This window comes from Marinobacter sp. S6332 (assembly GCF_023016045.1).
In the GTDB taxonomy this organism is placed as follows: Bacteria; Pseudomonadota; Gammaproteobacteria; order Pseudomonadales; family Oleiphilaceae; genus Marinobacter.
The window spans coordinates 297,116-314,743 of record NZ_JALKAP010000003.1 but is presented as its reverse complement, the minus strand read 5'-3'; the positions used below and the strand labels follow the sequence as shown (position 1 = coordinate 314,743).

The following is a 17,628-nucleotide window of genomic DNA, read 5'->3' as shown; positions in this document are numbered from 1 at the left end:
AGGTGCATGCTGTTGTGTTTCGGGCATTGGGTGCTCGACCTCTCTCCACCTCCAAGAATTTAAAGGAACCTATAATAATGACAAAACTGACGAGACGGGACTTTCTGAAGGCGTCTGCCATGGGCATGGGCGCAGTGGTTGTCTCAACGGGCTTAGCTGGCTGTGTATTTGATAGCGATGACAAACGCTCTACAGAGTTTACTCACGGTGTTGCCAGTGGCGACCCCTTGGCCGACGGAGTGGTTCTATGGACCCGGGTAGTACCGAACAAAGAGTTTGAGAAAGCCGTGAGCGTGGCTTGGGAAGTGGCTACGGACTCCGGTTTTGAGAATTTGATTCACTCAGGTACGGCAGAGGCCAGAAACGCCCACGATTTTACGGTTAAAGTGGACGTTCGTGCCCTCACCTCAGGCCAGACCTACTACTACCGGTTCCGGACCTCCGACAGCCAGTCCCCCGTGGGTAAAACCCTCACGTTGCCGGAGGGCAGCGTGGATTCGGTTCGACTGGCCGTGGTGTCTTGCGCAAACTACCCTGCGGGTTACTTCAACGTTTATCGTGAAATCAGCAAGCGGGATGATCTGGATGCGGTTGTGCATCTGGGTGATTATATCTATGAGTACAGCAGTGAAGCGGGCAGTTACGCTGCGGCTGACGCGGCTGCGCTTGGCCGCACCTTTCCGGCAGATAACGATGTGGAGTTGATAACGCTGAAGGATTATCGTCGCCGCTACGACATTTATCGGTCGGATGCAGACCTGCAGGCGCTGCACGAAAAAGTACCGTTTATTGTTGTTTGGGATGATCATGAAGTCGCAAACGACGCATGGCAAAACGGTGCAGAAAATCACAGTGCTGATGAGGGCGACTACGGCACCCGTAAGCTCGAAGCCCTGCAAGCATATTTTGAGTGGATGCCTATACGCCCGGTGTTTGAGGGTAATGACGAGGCAATATTCCGCACTTTCCGGTTTGGGGATTTGGTGGACCTGCACATGCTGGACACCCGGCATATGGGACGAGACGAACCGCTGGACTATCTGGATTACTTTTCATCAGATGGTAGCCTCAATCAGGCCCAGTTTATTGCGGACGTCGGGAGTCAGAGTCGCACTTTGCTGGGTGCCGAGCAGTTGCTCTGGCTTCAGTCCTCAATGGGATATTCTACGGCCAAGTGGCAGGTGTTGGGTCAACAAATACTCATGGGACGTATGAACCTTCCGGCCGAGTTATTAGTTGCTATAGCAACGGAGAATTTTGCAGGCTTGCCACAGGCTCTTGGAGAGTTAGCACAGCTCAAGGGCCGGAAGCTGGCAGGGGACCCCACACTTACCGCCGCAGAGTTGGCGCGGATAGAAACTGCTGCGCCTTATAACCTTGACGCGTGGGACGGCTACCAGTACGAACGGGAAGTGGTTCTAGGTACCGCAAAGCAATTGAATAAGAACCTTGTGGTGCTTGCGGGGGATACCCACAACGCTTGGGCCAATAACCTAAAAGACTTCAATGGCGATCAAATAGGCGTGGAGTTTGCCACATCTTCGGTGTCATCACCGGGCTTGGAGGAGTATCTGCAATTGCAGGCAGATCAGGTTGCCGGAGCCGAGCAGGGCATTGGTTTGCTGGCGGATGATCTGGATTACCTGAATCTCAATCAAAGAGGCTATATGACCGTAACCTTCACAACGGATGAGGCACGGGCTGACTGGTACTTTGTGGACACTATCAAGGCTCGTGATTACGCCATTGATGCTACCCGCAGCGCGAGCCGGAGAGTCCGGCCCGGCATGGGGAACCGCCGTTTGGAGTCTGTTCCGTCCTGACGGCTATGGCAGGCCGCGAGTGATCAAAGTAGGGTCACCGCGGCCTTCAACGGCTGCCAGTTCGGCACTGGACAGCCACTCTCCGGGTGGCTTGTCTAATACGCTGGCGCAAGCGGCCAGAGCGTGGCCCCAAGAGCAACGGTTGGCAAACAGCATGCCTGCCTCGTTCAAGGTGCCGCCGCGATTGATGTAACCCAGTATTCTGCTTTGACTGGGGTTTGGAAATAGCGTGTGTATGTGCCCGCGAAATACCTCCGGTCGCATGTGCGTCAGCGCAACTCGCCGATGCAAACGGCTGGGAAACAACCGCTCCCGCTCAATCTCCGACATGCAAATGTCTGCTTCCAACGTGTCTCTCGGATCGCGGAAGCGCCCCGGTTCCTGCACGTAGACCAGGCGGAAAGATGTACCTGTTTCACGCAGCCGCTCGCAAGCGCGGATGGCTTCTGAAAGTTGGTAGGCGCCGTTGGCGATCAACAGGACTGGCTCTTCGCCAGATGTGTCTTCGTCCACTACCAGCGCGCCATGCCGTGCAAGAGCCTCGGCTTCGTGGGTATCGAACACGCAAGGCCGGTTTCGTTTGGGTATGACCATGCAACTGATGGTTCCGCGCCCTGTGAAAACCGAAGGAAGAACCGCCAGAGTGCTGTTGTAATCCGCCGGGAAAAGAACACGGGACACATCGTTCATTTCACCCATCAGACTTTCACAAAAGGTGGTGTCTTGGTGCGATTGTTCGTTCTTGCCGTTTTCCCAAGTGTGGGAAGTGGCAATTACCGGTAGGCCAAGCCAGCGGGCAGGGCGGCCAACGGCTTTCTGGTGGCGCGCAAAAATCAGCTCTTGGCGGATTGCACCGAGCATTTTTACGCAGAAGGCTTCGTAGCTTGCCACCAGATTGATTCCGGCTTTGTTGGCCAAGCACGCAGACACAACCGCTTCTTCGTTCAATGCGGTGATGATCTTGCCATCAACCGACTCCGAGTCATTCTCGGGATCGTTAACCTGGTGTTTGAGGTCTTCCAGAACCCCTGTTAAGCGATTGCTGGCAAGCTCATCAGGGTTGCCCACCCGTGGCCTGAGCTCCGGGTTTTGCGCAACCAGAGCCCGGAAGAAGTCGTCAACTGCCCGCATGGGAGAAACTGGCTCATGGCAGGCGGCAATGACTGGAATAGCTAAGTCTGGCGGATTGCGTTTCGCCAAAGGATGGTCGCGCTCCAAGGGTCGAGACTGCTGCTCATGCTCTTTCAACCGCAACACGCTTTGTGCAAGTTCCTTCGGAGCAACCCAAAGGCGCGATGCGTGTTTTTGAAATAATTCCCGAGCTCGAACGTCCAGTCGCGGGTTGCCGGGCAGTGGTAAATTATGTGCTGGGTTTAGTCCTGCGCCATAAAAGCCAAAACCTTTCACCGTTTCAGCAATGCCGTAGGGAATGCGAACCGGATAACTTAGCTCGCCTTCCAGCGCACGGTCACTCCGGTATTGCAGTGAGTTCTCCATTTCGGCTAGCGCACAAACAAAGGCCGCCGGGTCGCGGCCATCGAACCTGAAAGGATCGAAGCCCAGAGCGGCAAGACGCGCCTCAAACCTTTCAAGCCCTTCGCGGGTGCCCAGTTCCGTGCGCTGTTCAATACGTCGTCCATTGGCGATCATTACTGGCATCACCAAACCGCAATCGGCTGCCCGCCACCAACGCGGGATCCAGTCACTGCCGCGCTGCTCTTCAGCTGCGCCATCAGACAAAAAGGCGATGAGTGATTCGCCAGGCAGCGGCATGTGGGCGTACTGAAGCTCGGCAAAGCCTAAGTAACCGCCTTCAATAATACCGCCCGCCGTGTATGGGTTAACATGACTTCCCAATGGGGCTGCTGTACTGCCATCCGGCTTTTGCTGGTAGCTGTAAAAATCCGCTACCATCCGTGACAGCCCATCCGTTCCGGTGTAGCGTTTATGCTGTTCCGGCAGAAGGTTGCTGGTGAGTACGTTCAGCGCATCGATGGCGGCTACGCAATGCCCTTGGCCCATCAGCCAGCTTCGGGTTCGCCCTGTCAGGTTATTTAGAGCCATGTAGGCTGCATAGGCTGGGACCATGTTCAACGCGCCGCCAGTATGGCCTTCCGGATTGCACTTGAAGTCCTTTGCAGCCAAAGGGGCGCCAGAGCTGTCTACGCGGTTTGCATAAGTCATGTGTACGACCAACCACATGCCAGCGCTGGTTAGCCGGTCAAGGTCCGCCAGCTTGCGGTAGACTGTAGCGGTATCAGGTTGGAGGCCTGCGGCAACAAGACGAGAAGCAAGAATTTGAACATGCTCGCAAGTGGTGTCGGTATGCTCGATAACGCCATAGCCGCGGCGCCAGAGTTTGTACTCTGGACAAACCGTTGATGGCGAAATAGGTGATGACATAGCTTGCCTCCAAGGCATAATTATTGTGCAACGATTGTAAGAGGCACTCGCATAGCGCCGTTTGATTCAGGTCAGACGGACAGGCTTCTCACGACAACTGTGTTTTGTAACTGCTTTTAAGGAGAGACTGATGACCGATGACAAACGCCGCCGTTATTCCGCCCCTGTGGTGGATGGTGTGGGCAAGTCCGCTAGCCGGGCTATGCTGCGGGCTGTCGGTTTTACCGATGAGGATTTCCGTAAGCCGCAGATCGGCATTGCCTCTACCTGGAGTAATTTGACGCCCTGTAACATGCACATTCACGAGTTGGCCGAAGCTTCCTCGGCGGGCGCTGATTCAGCTGGCGGCAAGTCATTGATCTTCAATACCATCACGGTTTCTGATGGCATTGCCAATGGCACGCTCGGCATGAAGTACTCGCTTGTGTCGCGGGAGGTTATCGCCGACTCCATAGAAACTGTGGCAGGTTGCGAAGGGTTTGATGGGCTGGTTGCCATCGGGGGGTGTGACAAAAACATGCCAGGCTGCCTAATAGGGCTGGCCCGACTGAACCGGCCATCGGTGTTTGTGTACGGCGGCACCATTCTGCCCGGTGAGAACCATACGGATATTGTGTCGGTATTCGAGGCGGTGGGGGCTCACGCTCGGGGCGATCTCGATTTAATTGAAGTTAAACAGATTGAAGAAACAGCCATTCCCGGCCCGGGTTCCTGTGGCGGTATGTACACTGCCAACACCATGGCATCGGCTATTGAAGCCATGGGGATGAGCCTGCCGGGAAGTTCCGCACAAAATGCGGTATCCAATAACAAGCTGGATGATTGTCGTGCCGCGGGTGCAGCGGTTTTGAATCTTCTGGGTAAAGACATCAAGCCTTCAGACATCATGACCCGAGCGGCGTTCGAGAATGCGATTACCGTTGTGATCGCTCTGGGTGGCTCAACCAACGCAGTTCTGCACCTTTTGGCAATGGCAAGCACGGTTGATGTGGAGCTGAGCCTGGAAGACTTCGTAGAGATTGGTAAGCGCGTACCTGTTCTTGCAGACTTGCGCCCCAGCGGCCATTACATGATGTCGGAACTGGTAGCGATTGGTGGCATACAGCCGCTGATGAAAATGCTGATGGAGCGTGGCCTTTTGCACGGCGATTGCCTGACGGTGACGGGCAAGACACTGGCGGAGAATCTGGCTGAAGTAGAGCCTTACCCCGAAGGCCAGGACATTATCCGCGCATTCGATAACCCCGTGAAAGCAGATAGCCACCTGCGTATTCTGCACGGCAACCTGGCACCTGAAGGTGCTGTTGCCAAAATTACCGGTAAGGAAGGCACCCACTTCTCAGGCCGTGCCCGAGTGTTCCACTCCGAAGAAGAAGCTCAAGAGCGGATTATCGATGGAACCGTGGTGGCTGGTGATGTGCTGGTGATCCGTTATGAAGGCCCGAAAGGTGGTCCGGGCATGCGCGAAATGCTTACACCTACCTCCGCGATTATGGGTAAGGGACTTGGCAATGACGTGGCGCTGATCACAGATGGTCGCTTTTCCGGTGGCAGCCACGGCTTTGTAGTCGGGCATATCAGCCCGGAAGCTGCAGAAGGCGGCCCCATTGCGCTGGTTGAAGATGGCGATACAATCACCATCGATGCGGTGGCGAACACCATGGTGCTGGATATAGCTGACGAAGAACTGGAGCGTCGACGCAAGGCCTGGGTGGCTCCCCAGCCACGATTTACCCGTGGTGTGCTTGCCAAATACGCCCGCACCGTAAGCTCAGCATCCACCGGCGCGGTTACCGACCTGCCTTGAATTCATAACGACAGAGCGTAATAGATGCACAGAATGATGATGGCGAACAGGGCGGTGTTGTGGCTGATCCTTTGCCTGCCACTATGGGCAAATGCCCATCAGTCAAACGCCACGGCCGCAGAGCTTGCCGCGCCTGGCCCGAATCTGGCCTCAGTGAATGCCGCTGTGGCATTGGCGGGCAGTAACGAGCTGGTTTTCGGCAAAAACGCCGATCGTTCTGTGCCTATTGCCTCGATAACCAAGGTGATGACGGCGCTGGTGGTTCTTGAATCCGGTGCGCCTTTAAACGAGCGGCTGGTTTTCAAAAAGCGCCACACACCGGCGGCGGCCAATGCCTATACCCGCATCCGAGTTGGTTCCACAATGCGCCGCAAGGATGTGTTGCGCATTGCGCTAATGTCGTCTGAGAACTTCGCGGCCTATACCCTGGCCAGTAGCCACCCCGGCGGCTTTGATACCTTTGTAGCCGCCATGAATGCCAAGGCCAAAGCCCTGGGCATGAATGGCACCCACTTTGTGGATCCTACCGGCCTCTCGGATCGCAACCTGTCAACCGCCAGCGATCTGGTAAAACTAGTGAACGCTGCGGCGGAGTATCCGGAGATTCGTGAGTACTCTACAGCCGGCTATTTTCGGGGCCACTTCCGTCAACCCCGTTATAGCCTGTCGTTTGGGAATACCAACGCACTGGTGCACCGTAATAGCTGGGGGGTGGGCCTTAGCAAAACAGGCTACCTTTCGGACGCCGGGCGTTGCCTGGTGATGATTTCCGAGATGAACGGCAAACAGGTGGTTACCGTGCTTCTGGATTCTCTGGGGACGCGTTCACCCATGGGAGACGCCGGGCGAATTAAACGCTGGCTGGATACCGGAGCTCGTGGGCGAGTGGCAAAAGCTGCGAGGGAGTACGCTGAGCAAAAGAATGCCGCATACAATGAGGCGTCCCACAGTGCGACAGCTGCCCTGAACTAATTGAATGAAATTTGCGAAGTATCAGGTATAGGCAGAAACATCATGATCCGGATTTTTACCACCGGCGGCACCATCGATAAGGTGTACTTTGACGCCAACAGCGAGTTTGAAATCGGCGAATCTCTGGTGCCGGAGCTCTTGGCTGAATCCAACATCCACAAAGGCTACAGCCTGCAGGGATTGCTGCGCAAAGATAGCCTGGAAATGACCGATGCGGATCGCGAGTTGGTGTTTGCGGCGGTCAACGCCTGCGATAACCGTCGCATATTGATTACTCATGGCACGGACACCATGGCAGAGACGGCGCAGGTCCTGTCGTCGCTGAGCGACAAAACCATTGTTCTAACGGGTGCCATGCAACCCGCGCGGATGCGCCGTAGCGATGCGGTGTTCAACATCGGCTTTGCCTGGGCCGCAGTGCAGCTTTTGCCCCCCAGCGTTTATATCGCGATGAATGGGGAGGTGTTTGAGGCTGGGGCAGTGCGTAAGAATCTGCAGGCTCAGCGCTTCGAACGCACCTGAACTCAGCGAATCGAGGCGATTTCCTGCTCTGTCAGCTCCCGGTATCCACCTGCTTCCAGCTTCGGGTCGAGGGATATGGCGCCAATGCTCTGCCTATGCAGGGCTTCCACATGATTCCCTACCGCTGCAAGCATACGCTTGACCTGGTGATAGCGCCCTTCTGAAATAGTCAGTTCAATCAACTGTGGCTCCACAACCTTTACCTGCGCGGGTTTCATGGGCTTTGGGTCGTTGTGAAGCAGAATACCGGTTTCCAGCTCCTCGATGGCTGAATCTGTTATAGGGGTGTTCAGGCCTACCCGGTAGGTTTTCGGGCAGTCTACTCTTGGTGACGTGACCCGGTGAGACCACTTCCCATCGGTTGTCAGTAGCAGTAAGCCGGTGGTGTCGGCATCCAGTCGCCCCGCAATGTGCAAATCCTTGGTTAGCTCAGCTGGGAGAAGATCCAGGGCCGTGGGGTGTTCGCTGTCGCGGGTCGCACTCACAACGCCTGCAGGCTTGTTCAGCATGAGATAGCGCTCTCCCTTTACGGTTAGCGGCGTGCCGTCCAGCACAACCTCTGCGCCGGCAGGGATATGCTTGCCCGTGTCTTTCCAAACTTCTCCATCCACTTCAGCTCTCCCTGCATGTATGGCGCGCCTGGCTTCTTTGCGGGAAAGCGGTGAGCTGCTGGAAATAAACTGATCAAGCCGCATGGTTTCTAACACTCCTGTCCGGTGGCTGGCGTTGCAAGGTTGGCAAGACACAGTACCGGAATCGCGCCGGTGGTGCGGGCCCATAGCAAAGGCAATGCGCCCGTGTTCATAACGGGACGAGGCGCACGTTCACCATTGCCCGGCGTGAGTGCGCCACCCCGCTCACTGGCCAAAATAAAGGTGAACGGGTGTGCCCCGGGAATGCCCAGCCGAACATCCGTTGCGGTGATGTCGCCGTTGTGTGCCTGGTAGTCGAGAAAACCTTTGGTAAACCATTCCAGGCGACGGGTTTCAGGGAGTTGTGAAACCGCTTCGGCTAACTCTGGTTGCCGGGGAAAGTATTCAAGGGTTAACGGAGTATCGTCATCCAGAAAACCAGTCACGATTTCGATGCGCTGCTGATCGGTGATGGCAGTGGCGCGCCACAACACGGTATTGAAAGGCATAGGCTGCACCAGCAGATCAGCCTCAGCGAAGCCTGCCTCGGCCAGAGCGGGTTGCACACGCTCAGTGATGATTTGCTGAGCCACAAACGACCACCCGAGATACGCAGTTGAGATAATCAGCCCCGCTGTCATGGCTCGCACCGCAGGAGGGCGTATTAAAAAGGCGATGCAACCTGCCAATAACGGGAGTGTGTACAAAGGATCGATGATGAAGATGCTGCTTATGGCAAGGGGCCTACCAATGGGCCAGAAAAGCTGTGTGCCGTAGGTAGTAAACGTGTCCAGAATCGGGTGCGTCATCAATGCCAGAGCCGTCAGTAACAGCCAGCGTGGAAAACCCGGTTCCGGTTTCCAGCGCCAGAGCAATGCCGCAAGCAAAACCGACAAAGGTGCGAGCACGAATAGCGAATGGCTGAAGCCCCGGTGTTGGGTGAAGTTGGCTACCGCGGTTCCGTAATCAATCAGCACATCAAGATCAGGAAGCGTGGCCAGCAATGCGCCGGTGAGCAGAACGGGGCGCCCGAGAGTTTTGCCTGCCACAAGGCCTGCGATTGAGGCGCCAAGAGCGGCCTGAGTGATTGAGTCCATGAATTCCGTACAACGTAGAAAGTGGTGGTGAGTATTATGCTTGGAATGGAGGTTCAGATCACGGTAAGAAGGGTGTGTTGAAAAAATGGGTGTTTAAAAAACTGACACCCCGGGCTTAATGCAAGCGCGGGGTGTCATTTTTGTACTATGTGCACGACAGGGCTACAGGTTTCCTGTTTGCGCTTCAGCCAATCAAGCGGCTTTGCGGCGACGTGCCATGCCGAGACCGGCCAAGCCCAAGCCGAGCAGGGCTAGAGTGCCTGGCTCTGGGACTGAAGCGACAACATTTTTTGCAGTTATGGTTGCTCTGACTGTTTGAGATAAGGTGCAGCCTTTGCCTTTACACGTATCGGTAGTGGTAGAAAAATCGATATCAAATGAAGAACCGTTACCTATGACAATATCGCTCGGTTGACCGGCAGCATTGAAGGTCAGTCCTCCCATGCCTCCTCCGAAACCAAAAGCCCACGCCCAAGCTGCGCCGCCTAGCCCCGTTCCTGTTGCGCCAACAGCATCCGGGGAGGAAAATCCAAGTGTTGCGTTTACAAATCCGCCGACCAGGCCCAAACCAGAAGAAGGGCCATAAAGGTCCGCATTAAAGAAATCGAAGGCATAACTATCGCCAGCGGCTAAGCTGAAAATTTCGTTATCCAAGCCAGGGGCCAAGGTAAGGTCAATTGTGCAGCTTGGGCATAGTGCTAGACCGTTGGCGTTAACAGATGAGCTCGAGCTGTCGATATCGAAATTCAGTACCGGCGCTGCAAAGCTGCTTGCACTAAAGGTCAGGGCGATTGCAGCGAAAGCACTGCTAAGAAGCTTCTTCATCATGATTAACCTACTCCATGTAGCCTGCACGCATTGTTTTCTCTAGTTCAGGCGTTCCAGTTCTTTATTTGGAAAGGACTGGTGATTGAATTTGGTACGAATTCCGAACTAAGCAATTGACATGCCATCACTTGTATCTAATTGACAAATATGGTTTTTAACATTGTTTTATAAAGGGGTTTTTGTAAAAGTGTAATAAAACTCGACAGTAGGTTTGCTGGTGTTCAGACAAAGCAGTTTTACTGCTTCCACCGAACCTGCTATTCAGGCGCCGTATCTATGTTTAGCTTTCCTAAAACTGCCGAGCCCGGGTAACCATCAGCCACAAGCCCATTAGCAACTTGAAATTTACGAATGGCGGTACGAGTAGCCGGACCCATAATGCCATCGGGCTTGCCCGCAGAATAACCACGCTGCTCTAATTGCTCCTGCAGTTGAATGATGTTGTCTCTGGACAGCGCCGGCGTATCTTCCGGTGGTGGATTCTGCAGCATTCCTGCGCCCGCAATGCGGTCAGCCAGATGGCCTACGGCTATGGCGTAAAACTCCGACCGGTTCCAACCCATGATGACTTTGAAGTTGTGGTAGGCCAGAAAGGCTGGTCCCTCATGGCCTGCCGGGACTATCAAGGCAGCAGCGATATCTTCCCGCCCAAGAGGTTTGCCGAACGCATCGGTAATGCCCAGTTCGCGCCACTTATTCAGATTAAGACGTCGGCCGTCTGCTATTGAGTAGTCGAAGTTTTCTGGCAACAACACTTCCCGGCCCCAGCGATATTCTCCGTCCCAGTTCATGGATTCCAGAAAGCGCCCTGCAGACATCATGGCGTCTGGCAGGCTGTTCCAGAGATCGCGCCGGCCGTCGCCATCCGCGTCGACAGCGTGTTTCAGAAATACCGTGGGCATAAATTGCACGTGACCCATGGCGCCAGCCCAAGATCCTTCCATTTGTTCTACAGGAATGGCACCCTCATCGATAATGCGTAGCGCGGCGATCAGTTGTTCGGTAAAGAAGCTGCTTCTGCGGGCATCGCAGGCCAGAGTTGTCAGGGAGTCGGGCACAGACATTTTTCCGAAGTAGCTGCCGAAGTTGGTTTCCAGCCCCCAAAAAGCGACAAGGTATGGCGCGGGTACGCCGGTTTCTCTGGTCACCCGTGCCAGTAACTCGCTGTGCTCTTTGATCAGCTCGCGGCCTTTGCTCACCCTGCTGTCATTAACCCGGCGGTTCAGATAATCCGCAAATGTGGTGGTGAACTCGGGCTGCCTGCGGTCCAGCTCGATTACCCGATCTAGATGTTTTACTCCGGTCATAACGTCCTGAGCCGTTTTGGCGCTAACTCCGGCTGCAATAGCTTTTTCTTGCAACTTCAGCTTGCACTCTTCAAAGCCCTCGGGCGATGCCAGTACGGCGTCGCTGTCTGCTATCGCTGACATGACTGGTAGTGAAGAGGTGGCCAAAAAGGCAGATACAGAAAGACGGCACGCCATGCGCCGGTTGGGCAGAATCCTTGCAAGCTTGGTCAGCACGCGAAACCTCGGTAAATAGAGAAGGGGTGAACGTTAAAGACTAAGATCATGGTAGCGCGTTTTCAGTCTGTTGAAACACCTTACAAGACTGTTGGTGGTGACAGTTCTTTAACCTCTAGGTTCGATGGGGCACACAACAGGCTTTTTATCTGCTTTTAAGTTTGAAGTTTGTGGTTTTTTGTAGCTTGCAGGTTTCCCGCGCGGGCCTTTGTTCTATAGTTGGGGCATACATTCCTAAGAGTTTGAGACATGGCAACGCTGAAAGCGCTGGTGGTTGATGACGCCAGTTTTGTGAGGGATCTGGTTAAGCGGACGATACGTCAGCGCTTTCCCGTTATCGAGACGACCGACGCGCAGAATGGTCGTAGGGCGCAATCGCTTATGTCCCGAGCGAGTTTTGATCTGATTCTGTGCGACTGGGAAATGCCAGAAATGTCTGGTCTTGAATTGCTGCAATGGATGCGTCAGCAGCCGCAGTACGAGAAAGTGCCTTTCATTATGATTACCAGCCGTGGCGATAAAGATCACGTGATTGAAGCGGTGAAGGAGGGTGTGTCCGAGTATTTAGGCAAACCTTTCAGCCCGGAAGGTCTGAGCAAAAAAATCATCAAGGTGATGGGCAGCACGCTGAGTAATGCGATGGGCCGCAGTGGCAAGTCCATGGCTGGCCCTGCGGATGCGTTTAAAGAGTCGGCGGCGTTGCTCACGCAAAAGAGGGAACCGGCGTCGCCGGCGGCAGAGCAGCCTACGCCAGCACTCGGCGCGCTCGCACCCTCGGCCCCAGCAAGCCCCAAACCTGCAGCGGCGAAGGGCAGTATGAGCCTTGCTTCAGTGCGCTTTGCAGAGAGCACACTGAAATCCGTGGTTAAGGATATCAACCTAACCGAGGTGCGGGTTATCGCGAAGCGTGATCAGTCATTCCCGGGCATTTTGGATCAAGCAGTCGTGGATATAGATATTGGCGAAGGGCAGATGGCGCGGTTGAACGGATACGTACATCAGCTGCAAGCCGTGGATAAGCGTCGGGATACGGACTTTGTGAGCGTCACTATTCGCTTTGTAGATGAGGATCCGAAAAAAATGGAAGACCTGTCTCGCTTCGTTGCGCGCTTTCGGGCCGGTAAGCGCTAAGCTTTGTCCTCGTCGGATGTTTGGTGGGTCGGTGTAGCTAAGGCGGACGCCACCAGACGCTCCGCTGGAAAGTGGCAGATAAACTCGCTACCTTCACCAAGTTGACTGCGTATCTCCAGATTGCCATCGTGATTGATCAGCACATGCTTAACAATAGCCAGCCCCAACCCGGTCCCGCCGGTATCTTTATGTCTGCTGGGGTCGGCTCGGTAAAAGCGCTCAGTTAGGCGAGGGATATGAATCTGGTCAATACCCGCACCTGTATCTTTCACCGAAAGGTGGCCTCCGTGACTATCGGCGCTCCAGGAAACGGTGATTGTACCTCCGGCTGGGGTGTATTTAACGGCGTTGAATATCAGGTTGGAAAAAGCGCTGCGCAGCTGGTTTTCATCACCGTCTAGCCATTGCTGGCTAGTAGCCTCGAAGTGAATGCCATGTTGGTTTTTGCCGCTCAACGTGCGGGCGTCTTGGCAGACTTGCTGAACTAGGCTCTCAACGTTCGTTGGTGCATCATTCGCGTCGTGCTCGCCGGTTTCTATTCGGGACAAGAGAATAAGATCGGTAATCAGTGTTTCCATGCGAACCGACTGTGTTGCCATTGTGTTGATGGCTCGTCGCCACTTCGCAGGCAAGTCATCGGCGTTGTCTGCTAGAGTTTCCAAATAGCCGCTGATAACCGTTAGGGGGGTTCGCATCTCGTGGGACACGTTGCTGACAAAGTCTCTGCGCATCTGCTCTAGTTGGTGCAGGCGCGTAATATCCTTGGCGACGATAAGGCGGTCGTCTTCTCCAAATAGACTGATCTGGATTTGCAGATGAATATGGGGCTTCGCGGGCGAGTGCAGCTCTAGAGGCTCGCGGTAGTCCTTGGCATCAAAGTAGGATTTAAAGGCCGGGGTGCGGATGAGGTTATAAATAAACTGACCCTGATCGGTCGTTCGGCGAAAGCCCAACAAATGCTCTGCTGAACCGTTCCACCACTCCAGAGTCCCGCGTGCGTCGGTCATGATCACGCCATCACGCATGGCGTTGGTAGACTCCTGTATACGGTCGATGCGGGTTCGCAGCCGGTCTTGTGTGTGCAGGTAGTTTTGGTTGAGTTTGTGCAGTTTTTCGAAGAATTCGCCCCAGATCCCTGTGCTTTGGGGTGCCTCGTTAGTAGTATTCGGGTCTGCCAACCACTGTGACAAGCGGCGAGTTTGGTAAAGCGTCCAGAGTAAGTAGAAGCTCAAGCCCGCAATCAGACCGTAAACCGGATACCCCAAATAAAACCCCAAAAACGCGGAGCCTGCGAGGCCTGCAAGCGTGTAACGCAGATGTCGCGACCAGATTTTCTGCATGGAAAATTGCCTTGTATGCTTCTGGTAAGTTGCGCGTTAGGCGGGTTGGGTAGAGAACCTGTAACCTGCGCCTCTCACTGTCTGAATGAGATAGTCGTGTTGCTCCCCTAAAGCCTTGCGTAACCGTCGGATGTGCACATCAACCGTTCGCTCCTCAACGTAAACATTGCCACCCCACACCTGATCCAAAAGCTGTGATCGGGTGTAAACTCGTTCCTGATGCGTCATGAAAAACTGCAGCAGCCGATACTCCGTTGGGCCGATATTCAACGAAGTGTCGTTTGCGGTGACGCGATGGCTTGAAGGGTCGAGTATCAGCCCGTCCACTTCAATGGGGCTGTCGATACCTGGTGGTGTTGCCCTGCGAAGAACGGCCTTTAAGCGGGCAACGAGTTCTCTGGGGCTAAAAGGCTTGGTAATGTAATCATCCGCACCAACCTCTAGGCCACGGATTTTGTTATCTTCTTCAACCTTGGCGGTCAGCATAATAATGGGGACGTCTGCAGTGGTCTCTTCTTTTTTCAGGCGTCTTGCCAGCTCTATGCCGCTGGTGCCGGGTAGCATCCAATCCAACAGAATAATGTCTGGCTGTTTGTCGATAATTAAGGCATGAGCTTCGCGGGCGTCTGCGGCTTCCATGCAGTGGTAGTCGGCCATTTCAAGAGCAACGGCGATCATTTCGCGGATGGCGGGTTCGTCGTCGACTATCAGGACGGTTTTTCCAGACATATTCTATAACCTGTTTCAGACCATGATTTGTTGCTGACCTATTACAATGCCTGAGTGTTACAGCTGTGTGACAGGCTCCTACTTATTGTCTCCAAGCCTATGAAGTTGGGAGTACCGGCGAAATGGGCAGGGCTGTCACAAACACGCCGTGAACCCATCCATGGGGGCTCGGCATTGCCATCCCTGGCAATGCACGGTTTGTGACAGCCCTGCCCATTCCGCCGTTGCAAGCCCAGTGCTTCTATCGTCTTCTCATGTGATTAGCAGGTCTATAATCAGCCCAGCAAACACCGCAAACCCCGCCCAGTTATTGTTCAGGAAGGCCTTGAAGCAGCCGTCGCGCTCACGGTCCTTGGCAAGATATTGCTGGTAGATAAACAGGCAGGCCATGGCAACCAGTCCCAGGTGATAGAAAGTTCCCAGATCATAACGGCTGCCGACGATTATCAGGATAAGCACGACCATGGCCTGAAGTACGCCGATAATGGCTCGGTCAGCATCGCCGAAAAGGATGGCAGTGGATTTGATGCCCACTTTGAGGTCGTCGTCGCGATCAACCATGGCATAGAAAGTATCGTAAGCCACGGTCCAGAGCACATTGGCGGTGAACAACAGCCAAGTGACTTGGCTGAGCTCGCCAGCCTCTGCGGCCCAAGCCATGGGGATAGCCCAAGAAAAGGCAGCGCCAAGAAACAGCTGGGGTAAGTGCGTGAAGCGCTTGGAGAAGGGGTATATGAACGCCAGCAATGCGCCGCCAACGGAAAGGTAGAGTGTGAAGGTGTTGGTAAAAAACACCACCATCAAGAAAGAAATAATACACAGGCCGCCAAACAGGGCGACGGCCTCCCATGCTTTAACTCGGCCTGTGGTCAGTGGGCGATCTTTGGTGCGTTTTACGTGCTTGTCCCAATCGCGGTCCGCAAAGTCGTTGATGGCACACCCAGCGGCGCGCATGAAGAACACGCCCAATGTGAAAACGATGATGTTGCCGATGCTTGGGCTACCGTCACCGGCAAGCCAGAGCGCCCAGTACGTGGGCCAAAGCAAGAGTAGTGTGCCAATAGGACGGTTGATGCGCAGCAACTGGGCGTAATCGGCTAATCGGCTCCGTATATTTTCTGGTACGGCATTAAGCAACATGGGTCTATCCGGTTGAGGCATGGAAAACGAAACAATGGTGATTGAAAGTGCAGGGATTATAGCCAGTGGGTGGGCATGGGTAAAAGTTGGAGGGGCTCTGCGGGAAGCTTCAGTCCTGACGATAGAGTATTGGGAGTAGATATTCGCCCACAAGCAGAGCGCTGTTTTTGTTGCTGAACAGGGATCGGCGGGCAAGTTGGGGCTGACTGGCGTTCGATGGGCTTTGGCCATCGTGGTTGCAGAGTCCTGTTTCAAGTGGCCCCCGCTGCCAGTTACGGCTACTGAACAGAAAAGCGCCCAGAGGCTTGCTGCCGAGATAAAGAAGCCGCCGACCTTCGCCCGTCAGACAAGCGAGTGGAATAACGGTGCGTGCGAGAACCCATGGTTTACCGTCTCCGCACAGGCGAACCTCGCGAATCCATGCCTGTTGGCGATGCGGGATACTGAGGCGTATGGCTTCTTCAGGGGTGGGTGTGGCGAAACCTTCTCGCTGAACTTCAACGTGAAATGAACGAGCGCATTGGTTTTGCAGGGCCCGGGTAAAGGAGCCTTCTACCTTTAGCCAATAACGCGCCGGGCCATGAACCTCGGGGTTACGAAGCCCTGCAGCAGCGAAAGAACTGTACCAATCGGTTAGCGGAATTGTCAGTCTGGGGCTGGGGTCCGGGGTGTTGATGTCAGAGGCCTTTAACGGCATAAATCCCGGGCGCGTTGCGCCAGTATCCTTTGTAATCCATGCCATAGCCAAACAGGAAGCGATCTTCCACATTCAACCCGGTGAAATCTGCTTTAAGATTCGGGCGGGCTTTGCGGTCGTGCTGCTTGTCGACCAAAACGGCTGTTAGTACCTGCTTTGCACCATGGGCCAGACAATAGTCCGCGATGGCACACAGGGTGGTGCCTTCATCAAGGATGTCGTCAATAATCAGCACGGTACGGTCTTTCATGTCGGCTTCAGGTTGGAGCTTCCACTCCAAAATGCCGCCGGTGGTTTCCTGCCGGTAGCGCGTCGCATGAAGATATTCTGCCTGTACCGGGAACTTGAGCTGTGGCAGAAGTTGGCCGGTAAAGATCAAACCGCCGTTCATCACACAAAACAGCAGGGGGTTACTGTCTTTAAGGCGGCCGGTAATGTCGTCGGCCAGATTGCGGATGGCAGCCTGTACCTGTTGCTCATCAATCAGGCAGTCAGCTTCGGCCATAACCTGATTCATTTCGGCGACGGTATCGGTCATAACGGTCGGTCCTGTCGTAAAACCGGCGATTATACCGGAGAGGGCCGGTCGAGGGGAGGGGGTGTTCTACCAACTATTGACAGAAAAACCCAACTGAGTGCGTCCTTTCTGGCATTGGTGAATCCCGGTGTGCCGGTTATTATTATGTCGCAACGCGGGCAGGCGCGTGGGGCGCTCGTTTTATTTGGTGTCTGTGCAAAGATTCTGTTTTGATGTATTGTTCGACAATTAATTTAGCGGCCGCAAATGTGTGGTGGAGAGATTGTTTATGAAGAAGTGGCAGTGCGTAGTGTGTGGCCTGGTTTATGACGAAGCAGAAGGCTGGCCAGAAGACGGAATTGAGCCCGGGACTTCTTGGGACGATGTGCCCGATGATTGGGTTTGTCCAGACTGTGGAGTGGGCAAGGAAGATTTTGAAATGATCGAGATCGGTTGACCCTCAACGG

The 17,628-nt window shown here is 54.5% G+C and carries 16 protein-coding genes; 6 read left to right on the top strand and 10 right to left on the bottom strand.

Annotation, left to right across the window (positions count from 1 at the left end):
• The first annotated feature begins 77 nt into the window (after positions 1–77).
• Positions 78–1,823 (top strand): alkaline phosphatase D family protein, encoded by a 1,746-nt coding sequence (locus tag MWU62_RS06185; protein ID WP_247114029.1) that lies wholly within the window; start codon positions 78–80, stop codon positions 1,821–1,823.
• A 3-nt stretch (positions 1,824–1,826) separates the two neighbouring features.
• Here MWU62_RS06185 and MWU62_RS06180 read toward each other — a convergent pair whose 3' ends face one another.
• Entirely contained in the window at positions 1,827–4,226 is a 2,400-nt protein-coding gene (locus MWU62_RS06180) for a xylulose 5-phosphate 3-epimerase (protein WP_247114028.1), read from the bottom strand.
• A 130-nt stretch (positions 4,227–4,356) separates the two neighbouring features.
• Between MWU62_RS06180 and ilvD the strand changes: the two genes are divergently transcribed.
• Genes ilvD through MWU62_RS06165 form a run of 3 tightly spaced genes read left to right on the top strand, consistent with a single transcriptional unit; the run spans position 4,357 to position 7,527 of the window.
• Positions 4,357–6,033: a dihydroxy-acid dehydratase gene (ilvD, locus tag MWU62_RS06175; protein ID WP_247114027.1), complete on the top strand. Its 1,677-nt coding sequence runs from the start codon at positions 4,357–4,359 to the stop codon at positions 6,031–6,033.
• A 24-nt stretch (positions 6,034–6,057) separates the two neighbouring features.
• Positions 6,058–7,005: a D-alanyl-D-alanine endopeptidase gene (pbpG, locus tag MWU62_RS06170; protein ID WP_247114026.1), complete on the top strand. Its 948-nt coding sequence runs from the start codon at positions 6,058–6,060 to the stop codon at positions 7,003–7,005.
• A 42-nt stretch (positions 7,006–7,047) separates the two neighbouring features.
• Positions 7,048–7,527: an asparaginase domain-containing protein gene (locus MWU62_RS06165; protein WP_247114025.1), complete on the top strand. Its 480-nt coding sequence runs from the start codon at positions 7,048–7,050 to the stop codon at positions 7,525–7,527.
• A gap of 2 nt (positions 7,528–7,529) precedes the next feature.
• On the opposite strand, the gene rsuA is transcribed toward MWU62_RS06165, so the two are convergent.
• The 4 genes from rsuA to MWU62_RS06145 form a co-directional block, all read right to left on the bottom strand.
• Positions 7,530–8,222: a 16S rRNA pseudouridine(516) synthase RsuA gene (gene rsuA, locus MWU62_RS06160; protein ID WP_247114024.1), complete on the bottom strand. Its 693-nt coding sequence runs from the start codon at positions 8,220–8,222 to the stop codon at positions 7,530–7,532.
• 5 nt (positions 8,223–8,227) lie between these two features.
• A complete protein-coding gene (locus tag MWU62_RS06155) occupies positions 8,228–9,256 on the bottom strand; it encodes a metal-dependent hydrolase (protein WP_247114023.1) in 1,029 nt (342 codons plus the stop codon).
• Between the two features lie 192 nt (positions 9,257–9,448).
• Complete coding sequence (locus MWU62_RS06150) at positions 9,449–10,084, bottom strand: PEP-CTERM sorting domain-containing protein (RefSeq protein WP_247114022.1); 636 nt, start codon at positions 10,082–10,084, stop codon at positions 9,449–9,451.
• Between the two features lie 257 nt (positions 10,085–10,341).
• The gene (locus MWU62_RS06145) at positions 10,342–11,607 is read right to left on the bottom strand and encodes a lytic murein transglycosylase (RefSeq protein ID WP_247114021.1); all 1,266 of its coding nucleotides are present in this window, start codon (positions 11,605–11,607) and stop codon (positions 10,342–10,344) included.
• Between the two features lie 249 nt (positions 11,608–11,856).
• Here MWU62_RS06145 and MWU62_RS06140 point away from each other — a divergent pair, with 249 nt between their 5' ends.
• On the top strand, positions 11,857–12,738 hold the full coding sequence (locus tag MWU62_RS06140) for a response regulator (RefSeq protein WP_247114020.1): 882 nt from the start codon (positions 11,857–11,859) through the stop codon (positions 12,736–12,738).
• Here the strand turns inward: MWU62_RS06140 and phoR are convergent.
• The 5 genes from phoR to MWU62_RS06115 form a co-directional block, all read right to left on the bottom strand.
• Positions 12,735–14,078, bottom strand: a complete 1,344-nt coding sequence (phoR, locus tag MWU62_RS06135; RefSeq protein WP_247114019.1) for a phosphate regulon sensor histidine kinase PhoR — start codon at positions 14,076–14,078, stop codon at positions 12,735–12,737. The two genes, MWU62_RS06140 and phoR, sit on opposite strands and share 4 nt — an antisense overlap.
• 36 nt (positions 14,079–14,114) lie before the next feature.
• Positions 14,115–14,807: a phosphate regulon transcriptional regulator PhoB gene (phoB, locus tag MWU62_RS06130; protein WP_247114018.1), complete on the bottom strand. Its 693-nt coding sequence runs from the start codon at positions 14,805–14,807 to the stop codon at positions 14,115–14,117.
• Between the two features lie 252 nt (positions 14,808–15,059).
• Complete coding sequence (gene ubiA, locus MWU62_RS06125) at positions 15,060–15,947, bottom strand: 4-hydroxybenzoate octaprenyltransferase (protein WP_247114017.1); 888 nt, start codon at positions 15,945–15,947, stop codon at positions 15,060–15,062.
• A 109-nt stretch (positions 15,948–16,056) separates the two neighbouring features.
• A complete protein-coding gene (locus MWU62_RS06120) occupies positions 16,057–16,644 on the bottom strand; it encodes a chorismate lyase (protein ID WP_247114131.1) in 588 nt (195 codons plus the stop codon).
• Positions 16,625–17,182 carry a hypoxanthine-guanine phosphoribosyltransferase gene (locus MWU62_RS06115; RefSeq protein ID WP_247114016.1) on the bottom strand — a complete coding sequence of 186 codons (558 nt, stop codon included), beginning with the start codon at positions 17,180–17,182 and terminating at the stop codon, positions 16,625–16,627. Before MWU62_RS06115 ends, MWU62_RS06120 begins: the two co-directional genes overlap by 20 nt.
• A gap of 268 nt (positions 17,183–17,450) precedes the next feature.
• Here MWU62_RS06115 and MWU62_RS06110 point away from each other — a divergent pair, with 268 nt between their 5' ends.
• Positions 17,451–17,618, top strand: coding sequence for a rubredoxin (locus tag MWU62_RS06110; protein WP_247114015.1), 168 nt, complete (start codon positions 17,451–17,453; stop codon positions 17,616–17,618).
• The last annotated feature ends 10 nt before the right edge of the window (positions 17,619–17,628 follow it).